The sequence below is a fragment of the Parabacteroides johnsonii DSM 18315 genome (assembly GCF_025151045.1).
GTDB classification, from domain to species: Bacteria; Bacteroidota; Bacteroidia; order Bacteroidales; family Tannerellaceae; genus Parabacteroides; species Parabacteroides johnsonii.
In genome coordinates, this window is sequence record NZ_CP102285.1 from 847,047 (window position 1) to 873,094 (window position 26,048).

A 26,048-nucleotide genomic window follows, 5' to 3' on the forward strand; every position below is an offset into this window, starting at 1 on the left:
TTTTTCATTCTTTCATTCTTTAATTATTAATTCCTAATTATCCATTTATGAAGACTTATTTGGTTACCGGAGCCGCCGGTTTTATAGGCGCGAACTTTATTAAATATATGTTAGCGAAATATCTGGGAATAAAGATCGTAGTGCTGGATCTGCTGACCTACGCAGGTAATCTCGGAACGATTGCCGAAGACATCGACGGGGAGCGTTGCGAGTTTGTAAAAGGTGATATCTGCGACCGTGCGTTGACGGACGGGCTCTTTGCCAAATACCAGTTCGATTATGTCGTTAATTTTGCAGCGGAAAGCCATGTGGACCGCAGTATCGAAAATCCACAGCTTTTCTTGGTAACGAATATATTAGGTACTCAAAACCTGCTCGATTCCGCTCGTAAAGCGTGGGTGACGGGAAAAGCGGCTACCGGTTATCCCGAGTGGCGCGAAGGAGTCCGCTTCCACCAAGTATCTACTGACGAGGTGTATGGTAGTCTGGGTGCTGAAGGCTATTTCCATGAAACGACTCCGTTGGATCCGCGCAGTCCGTATAGTGCATCCAAAACGAGTGCCGACCTGTTTGTACAGGCTTACTCCGAAACTTATAAGATGCCGGTCAGCATCACCCGCTGTTCCAACAATTACGGTCCGTATCACTTTCCAGAAAAGCTGATACCGTTGATTATTAAAAATATCCTCGAAGGCAAGCCGCTTCCGGTTTATGGTGACGGGACAAATGTACGTGACTGGCTGTACGTGGAAGATCACTGCAAGGCTATTGACCTGGTGATTCATAAGGGACGGGCAGGAGAGGTCTATAACGTAGGCGGCCATAACGAAAAGCAGAATATAGAGATCGTGAAGCTGACGATCAGCACCATCCGCCGATTAATGACGGAACAACCCGAATATCGCCAGGTTCTGAAGAAAAAAGAGATGGGTGCGGATGGGCAGATTTCCATCGACTGGATCAACGAAAGCTTGATTACTTTTGTAAAAGACCGTTTGGGCCATGACCAGCGTTATGCGATCGATCCGACAAAAATCACAAACGAATTAGGCTGGACACCCGAGACTTCTTTCGAGATCGGTATTGTCAAAACGATCCGCTGGTATCTGGATAACCAGAAATGGGTAGAAGATATCACAGGGGGAGATTATATGAAATATTACGAGCAGATGTACGGGAACCGTTAAGGTTCCCTTCTCTCCGCTGCCCTTACCAGAGCTAAGTTTTTCCCCAACTCCGGTGCCGCTTCTTCGATCTGTTTGCGTACTGCGTCGCGAATATCTTTCCGGATGTTCTTGCGTGTACTGTCCAGTTCCGCTTGCTTAGCCGGTTTGAATATATCCTTGTATTTACATTTCGTGATCTTATACTTGAAATCATCCAAGTTGCCGGTGATGTCGATTCCCAGCTTGAAAGGAACGGGCGATTTGAGGACTGATAGATGGTAATTGAACGTCATATCCAGATTATGCGTTCCACCAACAGCCACTTTATAGCGATCCATCTCCACCAAGAATGGGAAAACTTCAATCTTATTGTCTTTGATGGCAAGGTCCACCGAGATACTATCTATCATATTCCGCTTCTTGTTTTTGAACATCAGCGTCTTCGATATCTCGGTAAATGTTTCTCCATCGAGCAGCACCATATTGTCCCCGTGCAGATAGCAAGACGAGTTAATGGACGGCATAATGAGAGACATGGTCGAATCCATTCTGCAAGTAGCCGTGACTTGGCAATCCAAGACACCTTCGAACGAACGGAGCATCGGGACTAATGTGTCGATGGAAGGGAAGAGGGCGATCAGCTTCTCCACCTTCACATCTTCCATGTCGAGGTCTAAACCGGCGGTCGCCTCCTGCCCGTCCTTAGCCCGGTAGACCATTGTCAGGTTCCCATTCCCCATATTGGATTGTATATTGAGCTTGCTCAGGTTGATACTCTGGTCGCGCAGGACAATCTCTCCGACCACGTTCTCTAATTCCAGGTCTTTAAAATCGATACGTTTCGCGTTCGTATGGAGAGCCATGTCGAGAAAGGCCGGAAGAACGAATAATTGGCTGGTCGTGTCGATTTCCGTTTGCGTGATACTATCTTGTAGCGATTCGGTATTGAGTTGTGCGATATTTTCATCACTGAGCATCAGCAAGTCCGAACTTTCCGCATATTGCATGCCACTGTTGATCGCCTGCATCAACTGGTTACAATCGATGTAGTCCGAATTTAGATTGAAATCTCCTTTCAATTTTCCTCCGCGAAGCATTGCCCTCCGGATCTGGCTGATCTCGCCGTTAAGGGTGAAATTGCTCTTGCCGAGATGTAGGCGGGCATCTGTCAGTGTGATGTCGTTTGTGTTGAACTTCATCGTCGTCGGCTCCATCCACATCGGGAGCGGGAACATGCGGCTGAACCCGCGCATTTGTTTGAAAGAGAGACTGCCCCGTGCTTCCCATTTGCGAAGGAATTGACCTTCTGTTTCGGCACTGTCGCCGGTGGCGGTTTTCCCGGCCATGTTCTTCCGTCTTTCTGCCAGACGCGCCCGTTGTTCGTCGGTCAGTGTGCGCCGTTGCCGGTTTGCCATCTGCTGGCGCCGTGCATCCCGATAGGGAAGGGCTTCGATCGTAAACGAACTTTCCGTCAGGGAGAGTCCTGTTCGTAAAGGTACACTGATGTATTTCAGCGTGTCGATTGAAATGACGGCGGCAGCTGTCGGGGTTAATTTGTCGGATGCAGACGGTTTGATGCCACCTTTCAGTTCGGAACGTCCGGCCACGATCCAGACGGAATCGGCTGTGCGGGTCCTCAGATGGCCGAAAGCCAACCATCCGGTCATCGGTATGACAGCTGTTGTGTCGATAACAGGCGATGTCTGGGCAAGCATCTCCAATTTGCTTATATTCGTGCTGATTTCATCTTTATATCGGATGTTCAGACTGTCTATTCCCATCGTCATTCGCATCAAGTTTTGCGATTCGATGTAGAGGCTTTTCTGGTGTGTCGTGTCGATTGCCAGATAGGCACCGGAAATGAAAATATCCATGCCGAGCGGCTGGCTGAACGCTTTCAGTTTGTCAATATTGAGTTTTCCAGAACTGTGTATCTTTCCGAACCGGCTTTCGACAAGATCATTCACGGTAAAGGTGGTCGACAGATCTGCATCCATTACGCCTTCCACCAACAACGTGTCCGGATTAAGGAATTCTTGCCCCAACCGGGTAAAGTCCACCTTTCCTTTCATCCCGGCCCGGACGGACGGGTTCTTGAACAGGTTGGTCACTTTGGCCTGCATATCCAATGAAGTGTTGAGCCCTTTCATCGTGAGTTGTTCGAGCGAGACGAAGGAAGAATCCGGAAAAGGTCCGTTCAGATGGATATCCAGGTCCATTTCCAGTGTGTCGATACCTTGTTTGATATCCTTGATATGATAGGAGCCGTTTTCTATTTTGCAACACAGGTTCACATTAGGTATGATACTGTCTCCCAAAAAGCCGTGAATACTTCCTTCCACGAGAATCGAACCTTCCGCCAGTGTCTTGTCGCGATTCTGAAAATACGCATCGGGTATGAATTTCAGCAGATCGTTCATGTCCGAGATTTTCAATCCCATGTCCATATCGATACGGGTGCGCTGGTCTTCCGGGAAGTGGCGTATCGCTCCATCGGCGGTGAAAGGTAGATTGTTGACCATCAATTCTGCATCTTTCAAAGTGATCGAATTGTAGTGTTCGGCAAGCACTAATCTACTTTTGAGACGAAGCGACAGGTCGTTTTTCAAAGTATAAGTAGGGTTGCTGAATAAAAGGGATGAACACCCCGTTTCAAAATCGAGCGTATTGGCTCCTCCCGCCAATGAGCCGTCGAGGCGTACGAAGAAGCCCCCGATTTCGGTAAAAAGGTCTGTCTGGCGGTCGTCATACGTGAAATGTCCTCCGTAGATGCGTACCTTTTGCAAGTCGATAGGAGGCAAGGGCTTTTTACCTGCATTGGCCTCTGTCGAATCCGTCTCACTTTCGTAGATATCCCAGTTCGCATGTCCGTCCTTATTGACGAATCCATAGAAACGTGGGTTCTCAATGGAAAAGTCCTTGATAGTGATCTTACCGCCGAAAAGGTAATCGAGCGGTTGCAGGGACAGGGTGGCCCGGCTGAAAGCAAGCAGTGAATCGGAAGGAATTGCCAGTTCCTCTTCATGGGCGGTCGAATCTTCGGCTGCGTGCGAGATCAGGTGGCCGTTCGTCAGCTTTACACCTAAATAAGGATAGGTTTCGAAATAGGTCAGTTCCACCCGTTCGCAATCCAAATGTGCATCGATGAACTTGTTTGCCTGCTCGATAACCAGCGGTGTCAGTTTCTCCGGAGGCAGTACTCCCCAGTTCAGAATGCTGAACCCGATAGCCGGGAGTATGAATATCAGGGTAACAACAGCCAGGACGATGATTGTCGGTATTTTCTTTTTTCTTTTCATTGTTATTCTTTCGGACCGTATTTTATGAAGTTTCGAAACACACAAATGTATATATAAATTGCAAGAAGGACAATATTTCGGGAATATTATACCGAAAGTCGCATTTCTCGAAATAAAAGAAACTTTATAGTATATTTGTTTGCACTCTCATAATTTTGCTTGTTATAAAAGGAAGTTTATTAACATACAAAGACTATATGATATGGGAGAAAATTATAGGCTGATCAAAAAGAGAAAAATCCTTACGTTGGAGGATTATGTAGATGAACGTGTACGGAATAAACGTTCTCTTGGAAAGTACAGCACGGCCGATCTCTATCAGGCGGCAGGCTACCATTTCCGGAATTTCTATGGAAAAGAAGATTGCCGTTTGTCGGATTTGAACCCGACCTTAGTAGCTGACTTCGTCCATTACCTGCAAAGCCTCCGGCTGAAGACGAATACGATCAACAGCTATCTGAGCAGTTTGCGGGCCATATTCAATGCCGCTTTGCAAAGCCGTATCGTCAAAGTAAAGGAACATCCTTTTTCCGGCCTGAAGTTGAAACGTGAAATGACGGCCAAACGGGCGGTTTCAGTGGAGTTTGTCAAAAAAATGGCTGCAATGGATTTTACTGAAGATCCGAGGCTGGATCTGGCAGCCGATCTTTCACTTTTCAGTTTCATGGCTTACGGGATGCCCTTTATCGACATCGTACACCTGAAAAAGGAGAATATCGACGGAGACGAAATCATCTATAACCGCCACAAAACAGGCGTCCAAATCCGTATCAAGATAACGATCGGGATGCAGATTTTGATCGATAAGCATAAAAACAAAGGTTCCTATCTGTTCCCCGTGCTGACCGACTATACCGGTTATCATGGTTATAAGTCCTTGTTGGCCGTGCATAACGAGTCGCTGAAAAAGATCGGCCGGCTATTGCATGTCCCTGTGAAGCTGACCTCGTACGTCATGCGTCATACCTGGGCTTCGGAAGCTTTGCGCTGCAATATCCCGATCACGGTTATCAGCCAGGCGATGGGACACACGTCGGAAAAAACAACCCGCATTTATCTGGGGCAATTGGATGCTTCGGTGTTAAATAAAGCGAACAAACAGATAACCGGCATATTGGATGTTTTTTTTCAGAAAAGAGAGTGAACTTATTTATGAAATAAGTGAAAAAGCCCGAAAAACCATTTGCTGTATCAGGTCTTTTCTTTATCTAATAAAGTCTCTTACGAGCTAATTTTTCATTTCTTCCGTACAAAGGAAGCGTATACATTTTAGAAAAACAAGATATTTTCTGTTTTTTTGTTTGAATTGTTGGTTTTCATCTCTGTCATTGGAGGCCGAGAGGTGATTTATTGTGTTTTTTTGTCTATCCGGACCATTTATCCGCCCATTTAGAATTTATATGGCAGTACCTCTCCAGGCCAGCCATTAATTTAACAATCGTTGTCATTGCCGATGTTCTTTTCTTTCGGCTTTAACCGGATTTCAAATTTGCATGTCTGCCCTTTTCATGGCTTTAAAGGAGGTTTTGTTTAATAAAATAATCTATGATAATTAAGGATTATTTTCAACCTCAAAAACGACATTATCTTATTTCATAAATAAGATATACCTAATTCTTACTTATTTCATAAATAAGTTCATATTCTTTGATATCTACATTCGGACTATTGCCCCCATGTAACTGATGAAAAAAATATAATTCTATGAATAGAAAAGACATTGAAAAAATTACAGCCGCCAGACTCGGAGTCCCGGTAACAACGGTAGAACCTTTTGTCCAGGCTTTTTTAGAGACAGTCTCCGATTGCCTGATGTACGGACACCATGTGACCATACAACGGTTCGGTTCCTTCAGACGCTGGGAACAAACCAGCCGTCCCGTCCGCAACCCGCGGACAGGCGAACCCTGTATGCTCGAACCCCGCACCTCCGTGAAGTTCAACCCCGGAAAAACGCTGTTCGAAAAGATGAACACCGACCTTGTGGACAAACAACAGGAGTGACCGATCGAATTTATTAACAACTTAGATACAATCCAAATGAAAGTGAAGAAGCTTTTTTTTGCGGCGTTGCTGCTCTGCGTTTCGCTTTGCACCTATGCCCAAACCGAGATCGGCAAGGGGAAAGCTCCTGTCGTCGGGCTTAAGACAAACCTCCCTTATTGGGGGACGGCAACATTTAATGCCGGACTGGAATTCCGCCTCGCCAAAAAGTGGTCATTGGATATTGAAGCCGGATTTAACCCGTTCGACGGAAAGAATGACGACGGGACCTACGACCGGTCCCTCAAACACCTGCGCATCCAGCCGGAACTGCGCTATTGGTTCTGCGAAGCCAACAACGGCCATTTCCTCGGCCTCCACGTCCCGTACTATTTATATAATGTAGCGGACGTCAAGCTGATCGGCCTCGAAGACGAACGCCGCGAAGGCTGGGGCGCCGGCGTAGGCCTGAGCTACGGTTACCAGTGGATGCTCTCGAAGCACTGGAGCATGGAGGCGACCGTCGGGGTAGGGTATATCTACTTCGAATACGACCGCTACCCCTGTACCGACTGCGGCAACCGCGAGACGGACCGCCACAAAAACTATTTCGGTCCCACGCAGGCCGCATTGAACTTCATTTATCTATTCTAACAGTAAACGCATGAAACGTATGATGAAAAAGACTATAGGCAGTATGCTGATGGGGTTGTGCGCAGCCTCGGCCCTCAATGCGCAGTCGCCCGTCACGGTCGAACGGCAGTCCGTGCAGCGTTCCGGTTCCGACCTGGTCGTGAATATGCGCGTCGACATCAGTAATATGGAATTGGGGCGCAACCGCACGGTGGTCTGCACGCCCCTGCTCGAAAAAGGCGACAGCCTGCTGGCCTTGCCGCCGGTGGTGGTGAACGGGCGCACGCGCCAGATCGCCTACGAACGCCGCGACGGGGCCGCCCTCGTGCAGCCCGGCGAAGTGGTGGTACGGCGCAAGAACCGGACGGAGCAGAAGGTGGACTACTTAGTGAAAGTGCCCTTCCGCGCGTGGATGAACCGGGCGGATGTGTCGATGGTGACCGATCTCTGCGGCTGCGGGTGGAAGGCGCTCCAGAATGACAAATCCCATCTCTTTGCCGTCAACCTCGAGGTGCCCGTCGTGAAACCGGTGCCCGCCTTCCTGGCTCCTGCCGCCGAAGAGGTGAAACGGCGTGCCTTGAATGGGCAGGCCTACCTGGATTTCCTTGTAAACAGCACCGTGATCCGTCCCGACTACCGCAAGAACCCCGGCGAACTGGCTGCCATCCGCAGCACGATCGAAGCTGTCAAGGAGAATACGAACGCGACCATCACCCACGTCTCCATCAAAGGCTTTGCTTCGCCCGAAGGCGCCTATGCCAACAACGAACGCCTGGCGGAAGGACGTGCCGAAGCCTTGCTCGGCTACGTAAAGGAGTTGTATGATTTCAGCGGCGTGCCCTGTGACGTGGCCTCCGAGCCGGAAGACTGGCAAGGACTGGAAACGCGCCTCGCCGCCTCCGACATCGAAGGCCGTGAAGAGGCCCTCGCCATCATCCGTGCCGGCGAGCCCGCCGACCCCGACGCCCGCGAATGGAAACTGAAGCAACTCCCTGCCTACCGGCAGATTCTGGCCGATATCTATCCTGCCCTGCGCCGTTCGGACTATGTGGTGGAATACAACATCCGCAACTTCACCCTCGAAGAAGCCCGCGACATCATCTACCGCGACCCTTCGCAACTGAGCCTCGAAGAGATGCACCGCGTCGCGCTCAGCTATCCGGCCGGAAGCGACGAATATAAGGAGGTGTTCGAGATCGCCGTCCGCATGTATCCCGACGACCCCGTCTCGAACCTCAACGCCGCCAACATCGCCCTGCAAAACCGCCAGGCCGACAAGGCCCGCCGCTACCTCGCCAAAGCAGCCCCCTCCCCTCAGAAAGAGCTTGCCGAAGCGATCCTCCTGATGCTCGCCGAACAGTGGGACGAAGCCGAAACGGCCCTCAGCCGCCTCGCCGCAAAGCCGGAAGTGGCGGAAGCCGCAGCTGCCAACCTGGAGATGGTCAAGCAGATGAAGGAATAAGAAAATCATTTTAATAAACAATCTTTTTTACTAATTCTAAAAACAAACAGAAATGAAAATGAAAAGTACATTATGGGCACTCGCCTTCGCTTGCGCGGCGGTGTCCTGTTCGGACGATTTCGAGGATCCGAACAACGGGGGGAATGACTCGGATTTGAATGGCGAGACTGCCAAAATGAAAGTCGTTATCAAAACGGAAGTAACAACAAAAGCGTCTGCTTCTGCCGAAGAAGGAGATGATGATGAACTTGGAACAAAGGAAGAGTCTGAAGTAAAAGACTTGACTGTATTCTTGTTTACGGATGGTAATGCTGCTACGACTGATGTGATTGATTTTACCGGAACAAGTGATATTATCGCAACCGGCTATACGACTGTCGACAATACTGAAGGTTCTGACCATCCGGATAAGCATGGTTGGCAGGCGGAAGTCAAAGTGAAGGTGACTGAAAAAGGAACTGCAACAACGTTAGCCGGCAATACGTATGGAGTGATTGCTGTGACAAATATTGGTAGTGAGGCATTGGCTAATGAAGCTGGTATTACGACTGGAGCGCAGTTGGCAGATTATTTGCAGGCTTCTATCTACACTGACAGCAAGGGCTTTGTCATGTCGACGCATATGTTGGTTGATGATGCCGGCCATAGGTCTGAAGTAGAATTTCCGGCTGCAACAAGTGGTGATCAGGAAATTCCTGAAGTAGAAGTTTTTGTTGAACGTCTGGCAGCTAAAGTCCGGATTAATCCGGCAGCAGATGTTACTGGTTATCTTTATGAGATTGTCAACTCTGACGATAAAGTCGCTTTGCAACAAGCTGCCGTTTTAAACCAACTGACTTCCGGTTCTTATCTGTTGAAGCGGGCGACAAGCAAAGTTGCAGCAAATTTATTGGAGGAACTTGATTTGACCGCTAACCCTGCTGATGTTTATCTGGAAGACGAGGCATACAATGACACAGATGGAAAAGCCAATTTCGTCATCGACCCGTGGACTCGCCTTAAAAACGGTGTAACAGTATTTACAGATGGTAACGTTGCTATGCCGACGACAACAACGACTGCATTACCTGCTGCTGCAAATAAACAATTAGCGTATGGTAATTACTTGACGGGAACATTGACAGGTGGTGCTATGACATCACAGAATTTTAACACTTATAGCGCTTGGTATGACGCATTACCGACCTCTACTACTGCTTTTGCAAGCCGACAGTTAACAGCAAAAACTTTGACAGGTACGGATCCTTTGACATTGGCCTATACAATGGAAAATACGACAAATGTGGCCAACTCATTGAATGGTTTCTCTACCGGCGTACTTTTCAAAGCGACTTATTATGCTGATCAAACGATGCAGATCGATACCGACAATAAGAGCGTGAATCCTGCCGACTCAGATTGGGGAAGAGATGATACTGATGTTGATAATCTGACATTCTACACCTATCGTTCACACAAAGATATGAAGTTCGCCTCTCTTGAAGCTATTTTCGCGTATACTTTGGCCCAGCAGGTTGAGGATGTTGATAAGTATAGTGGTAATGATTATTATTTTTATAATACATTTATGACTGATGCTCAAGATGTTTCTGCGACTTTCGACGCTCTGACTGTTAAGGCCTTTAAAGAATCGAAAACATATACGGAAAATCGTGTTGATGATGTGTTTGGATATCTGGCCTATTTGAAAACGAATCTGGAGTCTGCACAGGATAATGCTACTTTAGGAAGTCTGAAGGAAAAAGATGATCAAAATGCAAATTTGAAAACATTCAAGGAGTATATAACAGCTCTTGCAGATGCAGATAAATACGTTCACGTCAAATCTTATATTGATGGTGAATGCTACTATCTGTACTGGATTCGTCATGAAAATAATGACAATTATAACAAGATCGGTCCGATGGAGTTCGACATCGTCCGTAATAACATTTATGATCTGACTGTTGCCGGAATTTCAGGATTAGGCCTGTCCGGCATCGAGGTTCCGGATCCTAAGAATCCGGACGAAGATGGAACAACGAAGATGAATGTTGTTGTCAAGGTTAAGAACTGGGTAGTCCGCAACAACGGCGGCATCATCCTCTGATCCCATTCCAACTTATATATAAAACCCCATGCGGTTGCCGGCGGTTCAAACCCGTCGGCACCCAAGGGGAACTTCAAACAGAAGCCCCGGCTTCGGCCGGAGAGAGAAGGCGGGGCCGGGGGCATCTGTAATCTGATTTCTTTACCAAATTATCTTTGGCAGAAAACAAAATATAGTATAACTGAATATGAGAAATATATCTACAATATTGACAAAAACAATCGGTGCGATGATGCTGGCCGGTATGACCGCGTGCGACTACTTCGCCGACGATTCGCTTCAGCCTTGCGAATACCGCGTGCATTTCGTCTACGATTATAATATGAAATTTGCCGATGCTTTCCAGCGTGAGGTCGATCAGGCCACATTGTTTATCTGCGACAACAAGGGTAATTACATCATGCGGCGTGATATCGAAGGCGCAGAGCTGAAAGCCAACAACATAAAGCTGGACCTCGAGCCGGGCACCTACTACGCCGTCACCTGGGCCGGCCTCGACGAACAATCCTATGACGGGCCCGCACCCGTAGCCGGAACGACCACCCTCCAGGAACTCCGCCTCCGCACCCTGCGCGAGGCCGACGCGACACAGCCGGGCGAACTCACGCCCCTCTGGCACAGCCTCGACACCCTCGTCGTCACGCGCAGCAAGCATGAAGACAAGCAAGTCTCGCTGGCCAAAAACACCAACAAACTGCGCTTCGTCCTCCAGGACACCGACGGTAACTGCATGGACGTCCGCGACTTCACCTTCGAGATCAAGGCCGACAACGGCTATATGGACCATGACAACAGCCTGATGGACGATCCCGTGATCACCTACCTCCCTTATATGACCAAAAACGTCAACATTGCCGAAGGCGACAGCATCATGGGCAAACCCGCCATGCAAACCGTCGCCGTGGCCGAAATGAACACCATGCGCCTGATGGCGGGCGAAAACTACCGCCTCATCGTGCGCCACAAAAACTGGGAAAAGGACGTCCTCAACATCAACCTCAACAACTACCTCCTCCTCACCCAGATGGAGGGACACGACATCAGCGCACAGGAATACCTCGACCGCCAGGACGAATACTCCATCGTCTTCTTCCTGACCCCGACCTACTGCCCGGATTGTCCCGATCCCGATCCCGACCCGGACCCCGATCCTGATCCTGACCCCGATCCTGACCCCGATCCAGATCCCGACCCCGACCCGGTCATCCCCGATCCGGAAATCCCGATCGTGCATTACGCCTGCCTGAAAGTCCAGGTCAAAGACTGGGTGATCCGCATCAACGATGCCGGCCTGTAAAAAAGTGAACTACAAAAAAGTGAACTACAAAAAAGTGAACTACAAAAACAGAAAAATATGAAAAACAAACTATATAAAACCGCAAAAGCAGTAGCGCCCTCACTACTGCTCTTGCTCTTTCTGCTCCCCGCCTGCTCCGACGAAAGCAGCAACACCCCCGACATCCCCGAAACGAAATACGCCAAACTGACGATCACGCTGGGGAGCGCGGATAGTGCGAGGCCGAGTTATACGAAGGCGATGGGGGATAATGATATTTTTAATACCGATTCAGCCGATCTCGCTCATGAACATTTTATAAAAGACTGGTGGATCGTGGTGATGAAATTGAACAACAGCTCTTTTAGCGTGGATAGCATCATTTCGAATACGACAGCGAATAACGTTGATGATGATTCGGAAACGGAAGTCGGCATGGATCTGATTATCGGAGAGACGTATAAGTTCTATGCGTTTACCAATCTGGATGGCTTGGTAACTACTGATAAAGACGAGGTCCTGAATGGTTTAAAGGGAAAGTCGGAAGCGGATATGCTGAATTTAGCCGTTACCATGCAGGAGATGGATAAATATGTGAAAGATGCCACTCATACTACTCCTGCCGAAATCCCGATGAGCAGTTATGGATACACTCATGTAATCACTGATGATCCAAACAAGAATCAATTGTCTATTTGCTTATTCCGCCTGTTAGGCAAAGTGAGTATTGACGTTACGAATGGAACAGGCAAGGAGGTTACGCTTAATAAGATAACGATGGGCAAGTTCCGTACCACAGGCCAGATATTCTTGTTCCCGTATGACGCGACAACTAATTTGGGGTATGAAAAGGGAAATCTGTTTGTTGGGCAGGGACAAGGAGATGAATACAAATTGCAATCCCCAGACTTCCCTAATGAGAATGATGCAGATGAAAGGACAAAAGGAAAGGATAAAGAGTTTGAACTGAATCAGTCTTTAGCCAGTAATGCTGACAAACCTTATAATTATTCTTTCTATATCAATGAAACCTCGTATAAGAACCAGGAGACGAACGCGAGCGACATGACAATCGCCCTTGATGTTTCAGGTGTAGAAAAAGACCTGGCACCGAAGAATACGAAGTTCTACTTCGTCCGCCGCAACGACTTGCTGAAGATCCCGGTGCTGATCTCCGATGCCAGCACCAATGTCACCGTTTCACAAAAGCATATGCCGATTGGCGGATTACCTATCCAGCTAACCTTCCCTAACGGTGCTATCATTTCCGACCAGACGGTTCATCTGGATCATGCCGGCGAGGTAAAGATAGGTTATGAGTTGAAAAAGTTGAACGGTCAGACGTCCGGTTGGAGCTTGAAATATTATCCAGGAACACATACGCCTGGTGAGCAGTTTTGTAATGCCCGAGTCATGGAGAACGTTGAACACTCAAACGATGAAGGCTTGATCCTTGAAGGAGATACGGCGACCAACGAGGATATGTGGACCAATTTGAAGTGGCTTGGAGGAACTGACACCCAACCTATATATGGCTATAAGCTGACTCCCGACAAAGTGACTGATGGTGGTAGTCAAGAAACAGACAGCCCGACAAAGGGTAGCTTCACCATCCGAGTCCAGGAAGTGGTTTCCGGTGAAGCCAAAATCAAGCTGACTTTGGTCGCCACAAAAGATGAAACCGAAGTCGTATTACCCTATACATTAACAATAAAGTTCGGAAAGAAGGGAGGTAACGCATGATGAGACGCTATACATTATATAATATATACAAGGCAACCCGCACTTTACTGCTGGCCACAGGTCTGTTGCTGGCGGGCGGGGGCGTGGCTTGGGGACAAGAGGACCGAATAAATGAGGAGGTTATCCCTAATTCTGAAATTACAGAGATATTATATGTTGTACCTGGTGAGCCAAAGACAATAGAATTCCAAACAAATGATGCTTCCGATAAACTGGATGGTTATATCAGATGGTATGTGGAATCAGCCGATGGAACAAGAAGTATAACTGGATTAACTGAAAAAAATGAATTTGATGAATATTCTAATGGTCTTGCTTGGTATAGGAGTACAACAAAGCACGAAGACTACCCTAAGAATGCATGTTCTATAACATGTAAGTTTGCAAAAGATCAGATAGAAAAGGGTATAACTCTTGTTTATGATGCAAGCTCGGCGAGTGCGGATAGGGAACAACGGGGAACAGGAGGAGATCAATATTGGTTTTTAACCCCTCATTCTATCGGTGTACGCCATAAATACATCATAAAAAATGCGAGTGAAAGATCGGCAGCTTTAAAAGCGGCAAAGGATTCTCTTGTGAAGATAGGGGGCAGTAATATATCCTCAGACATTAGTACTCTATTAAAAGCACCCAATAAGTCGGCATGTGTATTACATACTTATACGATACATACCCCGATACAAAACGGTACGAACTATAGGTTGCCAGAAAGGTTGGATAATTATTATATGGGTACAACAACTCCTCAAGTTGCTCAACATGTAAGATGGACGATGTATGGGGAAGATGGTGGCCAATTGGAGCAAGTGGATAACAAAGCTAATATTTTATCTTATAAATTTGCTACAGCGGATATGGATACAACAGTCTCACACAAGCGTTATATCTTGACTGAGGTATCTGCCGATAGCAGTACGTGGTATCCGGTTTCTCTTTTGAATATTATATTGGAGCCGTTCTCATTGCCTCTGACGGAAAGTGAGCTGGATGGCTTTAGAAGTAATCCGAATTATAAAGATCGTTTTGAGGATAGTTTGCTGGTCGACGGTCGGTATGAACTGCTGGAGAATATATCTTTTGAAGAACAGGGTGAAATATTGTCTAAAGAAGCCTTGATTGCTGATCCTTCTTTAAACTACAGAAAAACTCCATTAATTGCCGACTCTTATTATGCTTTTGCTGCTCCTCAAACATATGCTGATAAGAGGGATAGTAGATTGTCGGTAGGACGTGGAGAATATGCGTTGTATAGAACGTTGAACTATACTGATATATCACGGCGAGGCGATAACTACTCTGGTGGTCAGTATATGGATTATTTCCCAACAGACGGCTATAGTATAGCCGTTGTAGACCGATTGAATGAAACGACAAATAGAGCTGAGTTTGGCTATTTTATGTATTTGGATGCTGCGGATGAACCGGGTGTCATCACAAAAATCCCGGTGGAGAATTTATGTGCTAATACTTCTTTGATCGTAAGCGCATGGATTTGTGACTTGGCACATAAGAATGGTACTAATCCTGGAGTTCACGCCGATGTCGGATTTACATTTAAACGTATTGACTATGATGACAAGGGTGATAGTACGGAAGTTATTTTAACCAAGTATTACACAGGAGCTTTGTTACATAAACCTGCTAACCCAACAAATGCCCATCCGGCCTTCTGGCAGCAGGTATCATTCAAGTTTTCATTCTCCAATGCTGAAATTTCGAATGATGAGCGATCCCGATATATCTTGGAAATATCCAATAATTGCCCCAAGTCCAATGGTGCGGACTACGGTATCGACGAAATCAAGGTCTATCGTTCTTTGCCAAACATCGATGTGCAGCGTAAGGATGCTTGCGATGCGTCTACTTTGATCGTAAGCTCGTCTTATGAAACCCTGTTGCATAACATGGGTTGGGATTTGAATCCGGACATATTGACCGGATTTGATTTGAAGACTGTCAGTACAAGAAAATATCGGTATGGTTTGATGGGGGATGATCCGAATGCCGATATTGAAACCATAAATATGCATGTCGGTAATATCTATTATGGCTTTGTGGAAGATACGACCAAGAGTGGGGCTGATGAAGAAACTTGGATTACGGTCAATAAGGATCCGGATGTTGCTCAATTGGGATTATCCAAAAGTATACGTGTCGCCGTCCCGACCAGTCCGGGGGAATATATAGCGACTACAGGTGGAACAGAAGGCCTTCCTACTTCGAGAGCAAAGGCGCTTGAAGCTGAAATCACCATGAATTTACGGGCGATAAACGACTATAATGCTGATACGCAAAGGGGGCCGGAAGGAAACAAGCCACCCTATTATTGGCCGGATGCGAAAGAAATTGATATTACAGGGTTGCAAAATAGTGGCGGAACATTAAAGGCCTCATCTGCCATATTAGCTGATGCGGATTTATTAAATCTGTACAATGCTAAAATAAAAGAGTTGTATAGTATACTCCATGTTCCTCGTATCCGTTGCCCTTGGACGGAAGATGGAGGAAAAACTATTTGTCTGAGTGCGATCGATGTCGAGGATACGGATTTAAAATTCTGGAATGAGCTTATCGGAGTGGATGCTGATGGGAACAACGAGTATGCATCGGGCAAATATTTTGTTGTACTCTTCAGTGCGGCTGATGTCCTTGGTTCGAACAATCTAACCAGTAGTGTAGTCAATCTGCGGAGTAAATGTACTTTGATATCCGAGTTCTATGTGTTGCCTTCTATCCGTATCGTTGTCAATACGAAGACGGAAACGGGCGGTGTGACTTGTATTGGAGAAATACACAATATGGATGCTCACTTGACTGCTCCCGCACAAGATGAATATGGCAATATCATAGATGATAAGGTTATGGAAGACTTGGAAAAACTTTATCCCGGTACAGAATATACATTCGACTGGTTCTTGGGGCCTGAAACGGAATATTTGAAAGTGCTTGAAGGTGTTAGTACAGATCCGAATCATATTGATTTAAAGAGTATAATTGCAGATCTTAGAACTGCTCAAAATCTTGGTGTACAACCTATTACTGAAGCTGCAATAGATGCTGTAAATACAAATGTGCTAAACGATGCTGAAAAACAGCTTTTGAAGCGGCTTTTGAACGAAGGTAAATTATTGACCGGAAAACAAGTCTCGTTCCAGTTTATAGATCAAATCGTAGCTATGCCTTATGTTTCAGGTAGGACAGGGTTACCGGCTGATCAAGCCGATAAACTTTATTGTACGGATGCACAAGTCGTGGATTTGCCGACACAGTCGAATGTGCCGGAATTGTCTGTTGGCTTCCCTGATGTGCAGTACGCAGATTCTTGGACAGTACCTCTGCGTTTGGGGTTACCCAATATCAGAAGTGGAAAGACTCTTGCCGATATTCCGATTCAGAATGCGATCTCTTTCGGAATGGATCCCGCAGATGGTCATTGTCTGAAGCATGTTACAGCTAACGACACGATCTTTTTGGTTACAAATAGTGCGGATCCGGCAGAAAGGTATATCCCGGTTGCAAAACTGACAAATTTATATGCGGACAATAATGAGGCTGATGACAAGAATAATGTATTGTCTTTAGTCTTTGACAATACACTGCGTACTGGTGAAACATTAAATTGGTCAGATGTATTTGGAACGGAACAGATTTATTCGTTGCTTATTCCGTTTGGTGAATATGAAAGTGCAGGTGCTACTGATCCAATACCAGGGTCATGTATGGGATATGCCCGATTGTTGATCAAGATCGTTCCAGAGTATTTGACCTGGAAAGGTGATGACACAGGTTCGTGGTATAGTGATAATGCAAATTGGCATCGATCAACCAAAGGTGAAATATTCTTGGATGCTTTTGGACAATCTACGGAGGATGCCAACGGCTACAGTTATCCGATGTCAGCAGCTTTTTCACCGTTGTACTTTACAAAGATTACAATTCCGGATAGTAAACAATTAGCGTTGCAGGATGAAAAGGAACTTCGTAAAGATGTTGTTTTACCATTGGATCATATGGCAACGGATAGTATAGCCTACGATATGGCTGTCGATAGTGTATCTACAGATCGATATGAGATCGTTCCCTATTACGGCAACAAAGTAAGAGAAATCTACTTCAAACCGGGTGCCACCTTGATGAGCCAGCAATATCTGACGTATGACACGGCACGTGTGGAATTTACAATGAAGGAAGACTCTTCTTACTGGATGTCTTCTCCGTTGAAATCCGTTTATGCAGGGGATATGTACACGTTATCCGACGGAGTCCAGAATACTCCGGCATTCGATTATATTACATATCAAGAAGGGACAAACAGCCGTTGGGATCCGGCTTTCTATCAGAAGGCTTGGGATAAGGCGGTTGCCTATGCGGTATCGAATACTGAGGATGGAACAGCTGTTAAAGATACAGGCCGTGTGGCTGCCGTCAAATCCAACTGGAGCATCGAGTATAACGATGTCTGGGTTCCCTATACCCTCGGTAAAGGTTTCTATGCCCGGGTAGCAGGAAAGGGTGCAACAGTTCGTTTGCCGAAGGCGGATTTGGACTACAAGTATGAATCGGCTCCGGCTACTCGCGCTGCTGGTCCGGAACTTTCTCCCCAACCGACAGAGAGAGACAGTAGTGGAAGATTGGCAAATGGCGAGGCTATAGCAATTACTCTGGAAAACGATGTCGATGGTGACGGCACACACTACTTAGTGGGTAATCCGTATATGACCTATCTGAATATGCATCAATTCTTTAATGGGACTAATAACCAAAGTTTGCAAAAGAAGTATTGGAAATTAGACAGAGAGAGGGGCATTGAAGCTATTGTCGGAACGCCGGATGTAGGTTGGACCGGAACAGAAACAGAAGATGGAGCAGGTGGGAAAGCAATTTCCGGCTTTATCGCACCTATGGAGGCTTTCTTCGTGGAAGTGGATCCAGCAACAGTTGCTCCTGATAAACCTGCCGTTGTCAACTTCAATACCGGCATGATGGCAACCAAAGCAGAGGCAACGGCAACATCTCCCGTTACCCGCTCCATCTCCGCCACCTCCCCCGTATTGACACTGACCGCCGACCGTGACGGGAAGAAAGGCCGTTCGGTAATCACCCTGCGCGACAAGGCCAGCAATGCCTACCAGCCGCAGGAAGATGCCGTCGTCCTTCTCGACTCCGAACTGGATGCACCGGTAGCCTATTCCGTTGCCGGCAACCGCGCCGCACAGGTGAATGCTCTGCGGAGCATCGACAATATCCCTGTAGGGGTTTACAATAGCCGCAAGGGAGATGTGACCGTGACGATCGAAGGGATGGACCAATTGGCTGAGCCGCTCTATCTGTATGATGCTTATACACGCAAGAGCACACTGCTGGAAGGGGATAGCCATACGCTGGAAATCTCCGGCGAAAGTCATGGGCGCTACTATCTGCGCAGTTCCGCTATCGGAAGTGTGGGGGATAATGCGATCGCGGTCTATTCGGTGCAAAGTGGCAAGGTGATTGTCTCATCCACCCAGGAAGTCCGTAACATCAAAGTTTACTCCCTCAGCGGCGCGATGGTCAAAAACTACATGAACTTGAATACGACCCAGTACACCTTCAACCTGCCGGCCGGTGTCTATGTTGTCCATGCCGAAGGCAAGGACGGCGCAGTCAAGGTCGAAAAGGTGATAGTACGCTGATCTTTCTCTCGCAAGAGAGACAAAAGGAGATGAATTCTAAGTCCTCTCCAAACAATATCTCTCAAATCTTACCCAAGTTTACGAACATTAACGTATCCTTGGGTAAGTTCGTATATAGACATAACAACTCTTCAGAAGTGTATAGCTACTTCCTAAACCTAAGATGTTTTCGAAGTTAAGGACCTTTTTTATTATACGGCTAATGTTACAAATGGAGTCTGCCTTCGTATCACAGCAAAAGATCTTGCTATGATTTTGGCTCTTACAGCATTGATTACAGATGCTTTATGTTTTCCCTCCGCTATTTTCCTTTTATAATATGCTTTCATCTGCGGATCCCAAGATATGGCAGTAATAGCTGCTCGGGTAAGGTATACTTTTACTTCTTTGTTAGCCAATGAAGAAGTCTGCGTTTTTCCCCGTATGGAAATACCTGAAGTATGTTCAAATGGGGCAACCCCACAATAGCAGGCAAATTTCCTCGGGTTGTCAAATCTTTGAAAATTGTCAGTAACACACAGTAATACAATGGCATTGATAATTCCTATTCCTTTTATACTTCTTAATAGCAAGTAGTTTGTGTAAAGCGATGTACTGGCGGCTATTAGTTGCTCCATATCTTCTTCCACTTCCAGGATCTTTTCTTTTATCGACTTGAGCTGCTCTTCCAAAAAAAATGGATTCTGTCACATCAGCCAACTTAGCCATCTGGGAGAATGTTTCCAATAACTTTATGCTTGATACTTTTTGCTTGACCAAATTGTCACGTATAATAATCCATCCCCGCAGTCTCACCAAGTCTTTGTTAGGTAATTTGTATAACTCTAATTTTCGATAATGTAATACCGCATAGTTCGCTATCCTTTTGGTGTCAATGCGGTCATTTTTGCCTCGTTGCAAGCCTATGGACTTCTTGATGGTCAACGGGCAAACCAAAGCCTGGGAAAATCCCATGGAGACACTGGAAACAGATAACTCTGTGACATAGCTTCCCATGTTTTCAGCACAGAACAAGAGTTGGGATAAAGAGAGATGATAACCTGCTATCCAATCCAATAAAGATTGGATCCCTTCTGATGTGTTATCAAAAGACTTGTGAGACAACTCTTTTTCGTCTGCAGACATTAATGATGCATCGAAAGTTTTTTTCCCTACATCAAGACCTACAAAATGAGAATAATTCATAATTTTGTTATCCCAGTATTAAACATGAAGGAGAAACAGCTAATACATTTATTAGGTCGTGAGCCTACAATTCTAACTGGCTAGGTTCTCCCATTAAGAGAGTTGCAGTCTGATTCAGCCTATAGTCATTTAAGACTAGTGTCAAAGTTAGTTCACTGCAACTCTTCTTTTCAAATATACACTTATATTTTATTGTGATATTTAATACTGCAAATGTAAATGTGCCAAAACTATCCTGTTCCCGCGCTTGACGCGGGACCACAATAGAACAGGCCATATAAACATCTGATTGATAAGGTCTGCTCTTTTGCGGCCCCGCGTCAAGCGCGGGGACAAGGAGATGTGTCGATAATATAGGCTTTATCGCTAAAATAACTGTCATACTATCATGCTTTGTTTTCAATCTGTTAAAAATCAATGGATATATGGAATGATAGATGGCATGACGGTTGTATTTTCCACTATCATACTATCATAAAAACAAGTACATTTTTACAGAAATCATATAGCTTATTTTCAGGCAACTGCCTATCTGTTTCTCCTGACATCCGGGCCTCGATACCTTGGACATCCGGGTCTCAGGGCCATGCAGAAGGGGGTCATAACTCTGCTAAAACGAGGGATGTCGCGAAAAGATCCGCCTGCTTTTGTCAAATTTGTCTGTTTCTTTTGGAAAAATCCAAAGGTGACAGGCTAACTATGATAGTGCAATGATAGTTGCATGATAGTTGAATTAGGAACTATCATCCTTGATACCAAGAATACACGGTTTTAGGTTTGTCAAAATGTTCATTATTTATGTGTTTTGCAATCGGATTGTTATGTTAAAATATATTACCCGCTTGGGTATTTTATTTTACCCGGCATATTAATCCGATTTACTCGGTAGGGGAGTGACAATTTGATTATCTTTGCACAATTGGATTTCATGGAAAAAAGAGGGATTGACAGTTATGATACGTTAATGAGTTTGATAAAGTAGAAAGTAATATATGTATGGATTTCCGTCTGAAAGTATTTCATAGCGTAGCTACGAATTTGAGCTTTACGAAAGCGTCGAAAGAACTGTTTATCAGCCAGCCGGCTATCAGTAAACATATTCATGAATTGGAGGTGCAATATAAAACACCGTTGTTTGATCGTGTGGGAAGTCGTATCGGGTTGACCCATGCCGGAGAATTGCTGCTGTCGCATACGAAACAGCTGTTGGCTGCATACCGGCAGATGGACTTCGAGATGAATCTGTTGACGGATAATTTTGCAGGGGAACTGCGGTTGGGGGCAAGTACGACGATATCCCAATATGTGCTGCCGCCTGTTCTTGCCTCTTTTATCAAGAAGTTTCCGGAGATAAAAGTCTCTTTGCTGAACGGGAACAGCCGTGATATCGAACAGGCGTTGCGGGAAGGAAAGATCACCCTCGGTCTGGTCGAAGGAACGGCACATCAGAGTACGCTTCACTATACGCCTTTTATGAAAGACGAACTGGTCGTCGTGGCGCATACGGGCTGCTCGCTGGCGGCCTATGACGAGATTTCGCTCGAACAACTCCGTACGCTACCTCTTGTCCTGCGAGAAAACGGTTCGGGGACGCTCGATGTGGTGGAAGCTGCTCTGGCGGAACATCAGATTAAACTTTCGCAACTGAATGTATTGTTGCAAATGGGGAGTACGGAAAGTATAAAGCTGTTTTTGGAAAACTCCGAGGCGTTGGGAATTGTTTCTATTCGTGCCGTAACCCGCGAATTGATGTCCGGCAGGCTGAAGGTGATCGAAGTGGACGGGTTCCATGCCGAACGGATGTTTACCTTTGCCGAGCCGCAGGGACAGAACGGGGGAGTGGAAGAGAGCTTTATCCGATATGCCTGCCAAAACTGGCGATAACCTGGTGTTATACCCTATAAAAACATATTAGGAAAGGATAGAGGAAAAAAGGCTTACTTTTGTCACGGTTTTAAAAAGTAATGGATTTTAAACTTGATTGAATATGTTTAGCGAAAAAAGGAGTAACGTACTTCATGGCATTCTGTTGATCGCCCTTTTCTCTTGTTCTGCTTTTTACATTGCAGAGTTTCCCTTTGTCAAAAATCTATCCTTCAGCCCTCTGATTGTCGGTATCCTGTTGGGGATGGTATATGCGAACAGTTTACGCAACCATCTGCCTGAGACATGGGTGCCCGGTATTTTGTTTTGTACGAAGCAGGTACTGCGTGCCGGTATCGTGTTGTATGGTTTCAGGCTGACATTTCAAAGCGTGGTCGAGATCGGGCTTCCGGCCATACTGATCGATGCGATTATAGTGACGGCTACCATCTTTATAGGTTTGTTTGTCGGGCGTTTGCTGAAGATGGATAGGGATCTCGCTTTGCTGACATCCACCGGTAGTGCGATCTGTGGAGCTGCTGCTGTATTGGGAGCTGAGCCGGTCGTGAAAAGTGAGCCGCATAAAACAGCGGTGGCTGTCTCGACGGTCGTTATTTTCGGAACTTTGTCAATGTTTATCTATCCGGCCCTATACCGTGCAGGCATATTGGACCTGACGCCTGAACAGATGGGACTTTATACCGGATCGACTTTGCACGAGGTGGCGCACGTCGTGGGAGCGGGGAATGCGATGGGAAAGGAAATTTCGGATACAGCCATTATCGTGAAAATGATTCGTGTCATGATGTTGGCTCCTGTCTTGGTGATAATGAGTTTTGCTTTGGCACGTACCGCCGTGAAAGTTGTATCCGATGGCGTAAAGGGAACGGCAGCCGCTACCGCAAAACGGGGCAAGATCACGATTCCTTGGTTCGCTTTCGGTTTCCTGGCCGTGATCGGTTTTAATTCCTTTGACCTGTTGCCTCATACGGTTGTGGATGGGATCAATCATATAGATACATTTATGTTGACGATGGCTATGACGGCATTGGGTACGGAAACCAGCATCGAGAAGTTTAAGAAAGCCGGAGCGAAACCTTTTATTTTGGCGGCAGTATTGTATATCTGGTTGTTAGGCGGCGGCTATTTATTGGCGAAGTATTTGGTTTAACATAAATTGCTTGATACTGTGGTGAAGGAGTGTCTTATAAATTATTACCTTTGTGCCCAAAACAAGAAAGATAGAGAAAAGTGGCTTCAAAGATAACAAAAGGTATTATAATTTCGTTCTGGGTGTTGTTTGCCATAGCGGTAGGTGCTGTAGTTGTATTGTTTTCAGCAATAGCTAAAGGCTCGATAGGCTATATGCCGCCGGTCGAACAGCTTGAAAATCCGATTGATAAATATGCTTCGCAAGTTGTGTCTGCCGATGGGAAAACACTCGGTATCTATGCACATAGCCAAGATAACCGCATCATGGTCAATTACAACGATCTCTCGCCCGATTTGGTGAAGGCGTTGATCGCGACGGAAGATGTTCGCTTTGCCGAACATAGCGGTATCGACGCGCAGGGACTGTTTCGTGCAGTTGTCAAGCGAGGCATTTTGATGCAGAAAAGTGGTGGCGGCGGCAGTACCATTACGCAGCAATTGGCAAAACAGTTGTTTTCTCCAAGCGTTGACAATATGATGGAACGTCTGTTCCAGAAACCGATCGAATGGGTGATTGCCGTCCAGCTTGAACGTTATTATACGAAAGAAGAGATCATCAATATGTATCTGAACAAGTTCGACTTCCTATATAATGCTGTGGGAATCCAGTCTGCTGCCCGTGTTTATTTCGGAAAGACACCCAAGACGTTGAAGATCGAGGAAGCGGCGACACTTGTCGGAATGTGTAAGAACCCCTCTTATTTTAATCCCAGACGCCATAACGAGCGGACACGCGGACGGCGCAATACGGTTTTGGAGCAAATGCAGAAAGCCGGCTATATAACGCAGGCGGAATGTGACTCGCTGAAAGCTTTGCCACTCACGCTCCATTTTAGCCGTATGGACCACAAGGAAGGATTGGCTCCTTATTTCCGCGAATATCTGCGCCTGTTTTTGACGGCGAAGAAGCCCGAACGTAAAAACTACCGGGGATGGCAGATGCAACAATTCAGGGAAGATTCGGTTGCTTGGGAAACAAATCCGGCATATGGTTGGTGTAACAAGAACAAAAAAGCCGATGGCGAATTTTATAATTTGTATACGGATGGTTTGAAAATATATACGACCATCGATTCCCGTATGCAGAAATATGCCGAGGATGCCGTCCGTGAGCATATCGGAGGTTATCTTCAGCCTGCATTTTTCAAAGAGAAGAGAGGAAAAAGTTATGCACCGTTCTCCCGTGACTTACGTCAAGGTGAGGTGGATACGATCTTTATGCACGCTATGCACCAGACGGACCGCTATCGTGCCATGAAGAAGGCGGGAGCGAGTGAGAAAGAGATAAAGGCTGCCTTCAACGAACCGGTCGAGATGCGTGTGTTCAGTTGGGGGGGAGCTATAGATACGACGATGTCGCCATTGGATTCGATTCGTTATCATAAGAGTTTCCTGCGTACCGGTTTCATGTCGATGGACCCGCGCACCGGCCATGTGAAAGCTTATGTGGGTGGTATTGATTATAATGATTTCCAATATGATATGGTAAATGGAGGCCGTCGCCAGATAGGTTCGACCATTAAACCTTACCTCTATTCCCTTGCCATGATCGAAGGAATCAGTCCATGTGACGAGATGCTGCACGTACAACAGCGTCTGACCGATGAGAACGGACGGCTTTGGGAACCCCGTAACTCGAATAAGAAACGGATCGGTGAGATGGTCTCTGTTCAGTGGGGGTTGCAGAATTCCGATAACTGGGTGACGGCTTGGTTGATGAGCCAGTTATCTCCCTATACGTTTGTCCGTCTGCTGCATTCGTTCGGATTGAAGAACGAAATGGACCCAGTGGTTTCGATTTGCTTGGGGACGCCGGATGTATCGGTCGGTGAAATGGTAAGTGGTTATACGACTTTTGCTAACAAGGGCATACGGGTCGAACCTTTGTATGTAACCCGCATAGAGGATGCTTACGGCAACACGATTGCGAATTTCAATTCGCAGATGAGTGAGGTCTTGACGGAAGATGCTTCTTATAAGATGCTTCACATGTTGAAAAATGTGATAGACGGTGGTACAGGCGGCCGTATCCGTGCCCGTTATGGCATTACAGCGCCGATGGGAGGAAAGACCGGTACGACGCAGAATAACTCCGATGGCTGGTTTATGGGCTTTACGCCGAGCTTGGTGTCCGGTGTCTGGGTCGGAGGTGAAGACCGCTCTATTCATTTCGACCGGATGTCGGAAGGACAGGGAGCCAGTATGGCTCTGCCGATCTATGGGCTTTATATGCAGAAAGTCTATGCCGACAAAACGTTGGGTTATTCGCAGGAAGAAGATTTCGATATTCCCGAACAATATCAGGATCCGTGCAAGATGACCACCGAAGAGGAACGGAAGCAGACGCCGACAGATGTGGGGGGTATCGATAAGATGTTTGAGTAGAAGACAGGTTTGCCTTTGAATGTAATAAAATGCATGGTTGTGGAATTGTCGTTCCATGCCCATGCATTTCTTTTTTA

15 protein-coding genes are annotated in these 26,048 nt (G+C 46.4%); 12 read left to right on the forward strand and 3 right to left on the reverse strand.

Features of this window, described 5'->3' with window-relative positions:
- The first annotated feature begins 47 nt into the window (after positions 1-47).
- Positions 48-1,187, forward strand: a complete 1,140-nt coding sequence (gene rfbB, locus NQ564_RS03670) for a dTDP-glucose 4,6-dehydratase (protein ID WP_008147502.1) — start codon at positions 48-50, stop codon at positions 1,185-1,187.
- Here rfbB and NQ564_RS03675 read toward each other — a convergent pair.
- Positions 1,184-4,465: an AsmA-like C-terminal region-containing protein gene (locus NQ564_RS03675; RefSeq protein ID WP_129649779.1), complete on the reverse strand. Its 3,282-nt coding sequence runs from the start codon at positions 4,463-4,465 to the stop codon at positions 1,184-1,186. The two genes, rfbB and NQ564_RS03675, sit on opposite strands and share 4 nt — an antisense overlap.
- A gap of 202 nt (positions 4,466-4,667) precedes the next feature.
- Between NQ564_RS03675 and NQ564_RS03680 the strand changes: the two genes are divergently transcribed.
- The 8 genes from NQ564_RS03680 (at position 4,668) to NQ564_RS03715 (ending at position 19,326) form a co-directional block, all read left to right on the forward strand.
- Positions 4,668-5,609, forward strand: coding sequence for a tyrosine-type recombinase/integrase (locus NQ564_RS03680; RefSeq protein ID WP_008147506.1), 942 nt, complete (start codon positions 4,668-4,670; stop codon positions 5,607-5,609).
- 560 nt (positions 5,610-6,169) lie between these two features.
- Complete coding sequence (locus NQ564_RS03685; RefSeq protein WP_008147509.1) at positions 6,170-6,469, forward strand: HU family DNA-binding protein; 300 nt, start codon at positions 6,170-6,172, stop codon at positions 6,467-6,469.
- 36 nt (positions 6,470-6,505) lie between these two features.
- Positions 6,506-7,102, forward strand: coding sequence for a DUF3575 domain-containing protein (locus NQ564_RS03690; protein ID WP_008147511.1), 597 nt, complete (start codon positions 6,506-6,508; stop codon positions 7,100-7,102).
- A gap of 22 nt (positions 7,103-7,124) precedes the next feature.
- Positions 7,125-8,543, forward strand: a complete 1,419-nt coding sequence (locus tag NQ564_RS03695; RefSeq protein ID WP_039848081.1) for a DUF3868 domain-containing protein — start codon at positions 7,125-7,127, stop codon at positions 8,541-8,543.
- 58 nt (positions 8,544-8,601) lie between these two features.
- On the forward strand, positions 8,602-10,632 hold the full coding sequence (locus NQ564_RS03700) for a fimbria major subunit (protein WP_165352354.1): 2,031 nt from the start codon (positions 8,602-8,604) through the stop codon (positions 10,630-10,632).
- Between the two features lie 187 nt (positions 10,633-10,819).
- Positions 10,820-11,929, forward strand: coding sequence for a FimB/Mfa2 family fimbrial subunit (locus tag NQ564_RS03705; protein WP_008147516.1), 1,110 nt, complete (start codon positions 10,820-10,822; stop codon positions 11,927-11,929).
- A gap of 57 nt (positions 11,930-11,986) precedes the next feature.
- Positions 11,987-13,651, forward strand: coding sequence for a hypothetical protein (locus tag NQ564_RS03710; RefSeq protein WP_008147518.1), 1,665 nt, complete (start codon positions 11,987-11,989; stop codon positions 13,649-13,651).
- Positions 13,648-19,326 (forward strand): T9SS type A sorting domain-containing protein, encoded by a 5,679-nt coding sequence (locus NQ564_RS03715; RefSeq protein WP_008147520.1) that lies wholly within the window; start codon positions 13,648-13,650, stop codon positions 19,324-19,326. Before NQ564_RS03710 ends, NQ564_RS03715 begins: the two co-directional genes overlap by 4 nt.
- A gap of 191 nt (positions 19,327-19,517) precedes the next feature.
- Here NQ564_RS03715 and NQ564_RS03720 read toward each other — a convergent pair whose 3' ends face one another.
- The gene (locus tag NQ564_RS03720; protein ID WP_011107673.1) at positions 19,518-19,943 is read right to left on the reverse strand and encodes a transposase; all 426 of its coding nucleotides are present in this window, start codon (positions 19,941-19,943) and stop codon (positions 19,518-19,520) included.
- Complete coding sequence (locus tag NQ564_RS03725) at positions 19,834-20,511, reverse strand: IS110 family transposase (RefSeq protein WP_227963218.1); 678 nt, start codon at positions 20,509-20,511, stop codon at positions 19,834-19,836. The genes NQ564_RS03720 and NQ564_RS03725 overlap by 110 nt, the downstream gene beginning before the upstream one ends.
- A 996-nt stretch (positions 20,512-21,507) precedes the next feature.
- Between NQ564_RS03725 and NQ564_RS03730 the strand changes: the two genes are divergently transcribed.
- The 3 genes from NQ564_RS03730 to NQ564_RS03740 all read left to right on the forward strand — a co-directional run bounded on the left by NQ564_RS03730 (position 21,508) and on the right by NQ564_RS03740 (position 25,971).
- Positions 21,508-22,395, forward strand: coding sequence for a LysR family transcriptional regulator (locus tag NQ564_RS03730; protein ID WP_129649785.1), 888 nt, complete (start codon positions 21,508-21,510; stop codon positions 22,393-22,395).
- A gap of 103 nt (positions 22,396-22,498) precedes the next feature.
- Positions 22,499-23,545, forward strand: a complete 1,047-nt coding sequence (locus tag NQ564_RS03735) for a YeiH family protein (RefSeq protein WP_008158469.1) — start codon at positions 22,499-22,501, stop codon at positions 23,543-23,545.
- 80 nt (positions 23,546-23,625) lie between these two features.
- Positions 23,626-25,971 (forward strand): transglycosylase domain-containing protein, encoded by a 2,346-nt coding sequence (locus NQ564_RS03740; protein WP_036608675.1) that lies wholly within the window; start codon positions 23,626-23,628, stop codon positions 25,969-25,971.
- Positions 25,972-26,048 lie beyond the last annotated feature (77 nt).

Bases quoted from the DNA above. Each gene is read 5' to 3' on its own strand.
- rfbB (WP_008147502.1), top strand. From the start codon at position 48: ATGAAGACTTATTTGGTTACCGGAGCCGCCGGTTTTATAGGCGCGAAC.
- NQ564_RS03695 (WP_039848081.1), top strand. From the start codon at position 7,125: ATGAAAAAGACTATAGGCAGTATGCTGATGGGGTTGTGCGCAGCCTCG.
- NQ564_RS03705 (WP_008147516.1), top strand. From the start codon at position 10,820: ATGAGAAATATATCTACAATATTGACAAAAACAATCGGTGCGATGATG.
- NQ564_RS03675 (WP_129649779.1), bottom strand. From the start codon at position 4,465: ATGAAAAGAAAAAAGAAAATACCGACAATCATCGTCCTGGCTGTTGTT.
- NQ564_RS03700 (WP_165352354.1), top strand. From the start codon at position 8,602: ATGAAAAGTACATTATGGGCACTCGCCTTCGCTTGCGCGGCGGTGTCC.
- NQ564_RS03710 (WP_008147518.1), top strand. From the start codon at position 11,987: ATGAAAAACAAACTATATAAAACCGCAAAAGCAGTAGCGCCCTCACTA.
- NQ564_RS03730 (WP_129649785.1), top strand. From the start codon at position 21,508: ATGGATTTCCGTCTGAAAGTATTTCATAGCGTAGCTACGAATTTGAGC.
- NQ564_RS03715 (WP_008147520.1), top strand. From the start codon at position 13,648: ATGATGAGACGCTATACATTATATAATATATACAAGGCAACCCGCACT.
- NQ564_RS03685 (WP_008147509.1), top strand. From the start codon at position 6,170: ATGAATAGAAAAGACATTGAAAAAATTACAGCCGCCAGACTCGGAGTC.
- NQ564_RS03720 (WP_011107673.1), bottom strand. From the start codon at position 19,943: ATGGAGCAACTAATAGCCGCCAGTACATCGCTTTACACAAACTACTTG.
- NQ564_RS03725 (WP_227963218.1), bottom strand. From the start codon at position 20,511: ATGAATTATTCTCATTTTGTAGGTCTTGATGTAGGGAAAAAAACTTTC.
- NQ564_RS03690 (WP_008147511.1), top strand. From the start codon at position 6,506: ATGAAAGTGAAGAAGCTTTTTTTTGCGGCGTTGCTGCTCTGCGTTTCG.
- NQ564_RS03735 (WP_008158469.1), top strand. From the start codon at position 22,499: ATGTTTAGCGAAAAAAGGAGTAACGTACTTCATGGCATTCTGTTGATC.
- NQ564_RS03680 (WP_008147506.1), top strand. From the start codon at position 4,668: ATGGGAGAAAATTATAGGCTGATCAAAAAGAGAAAAATCCTTACGTTG.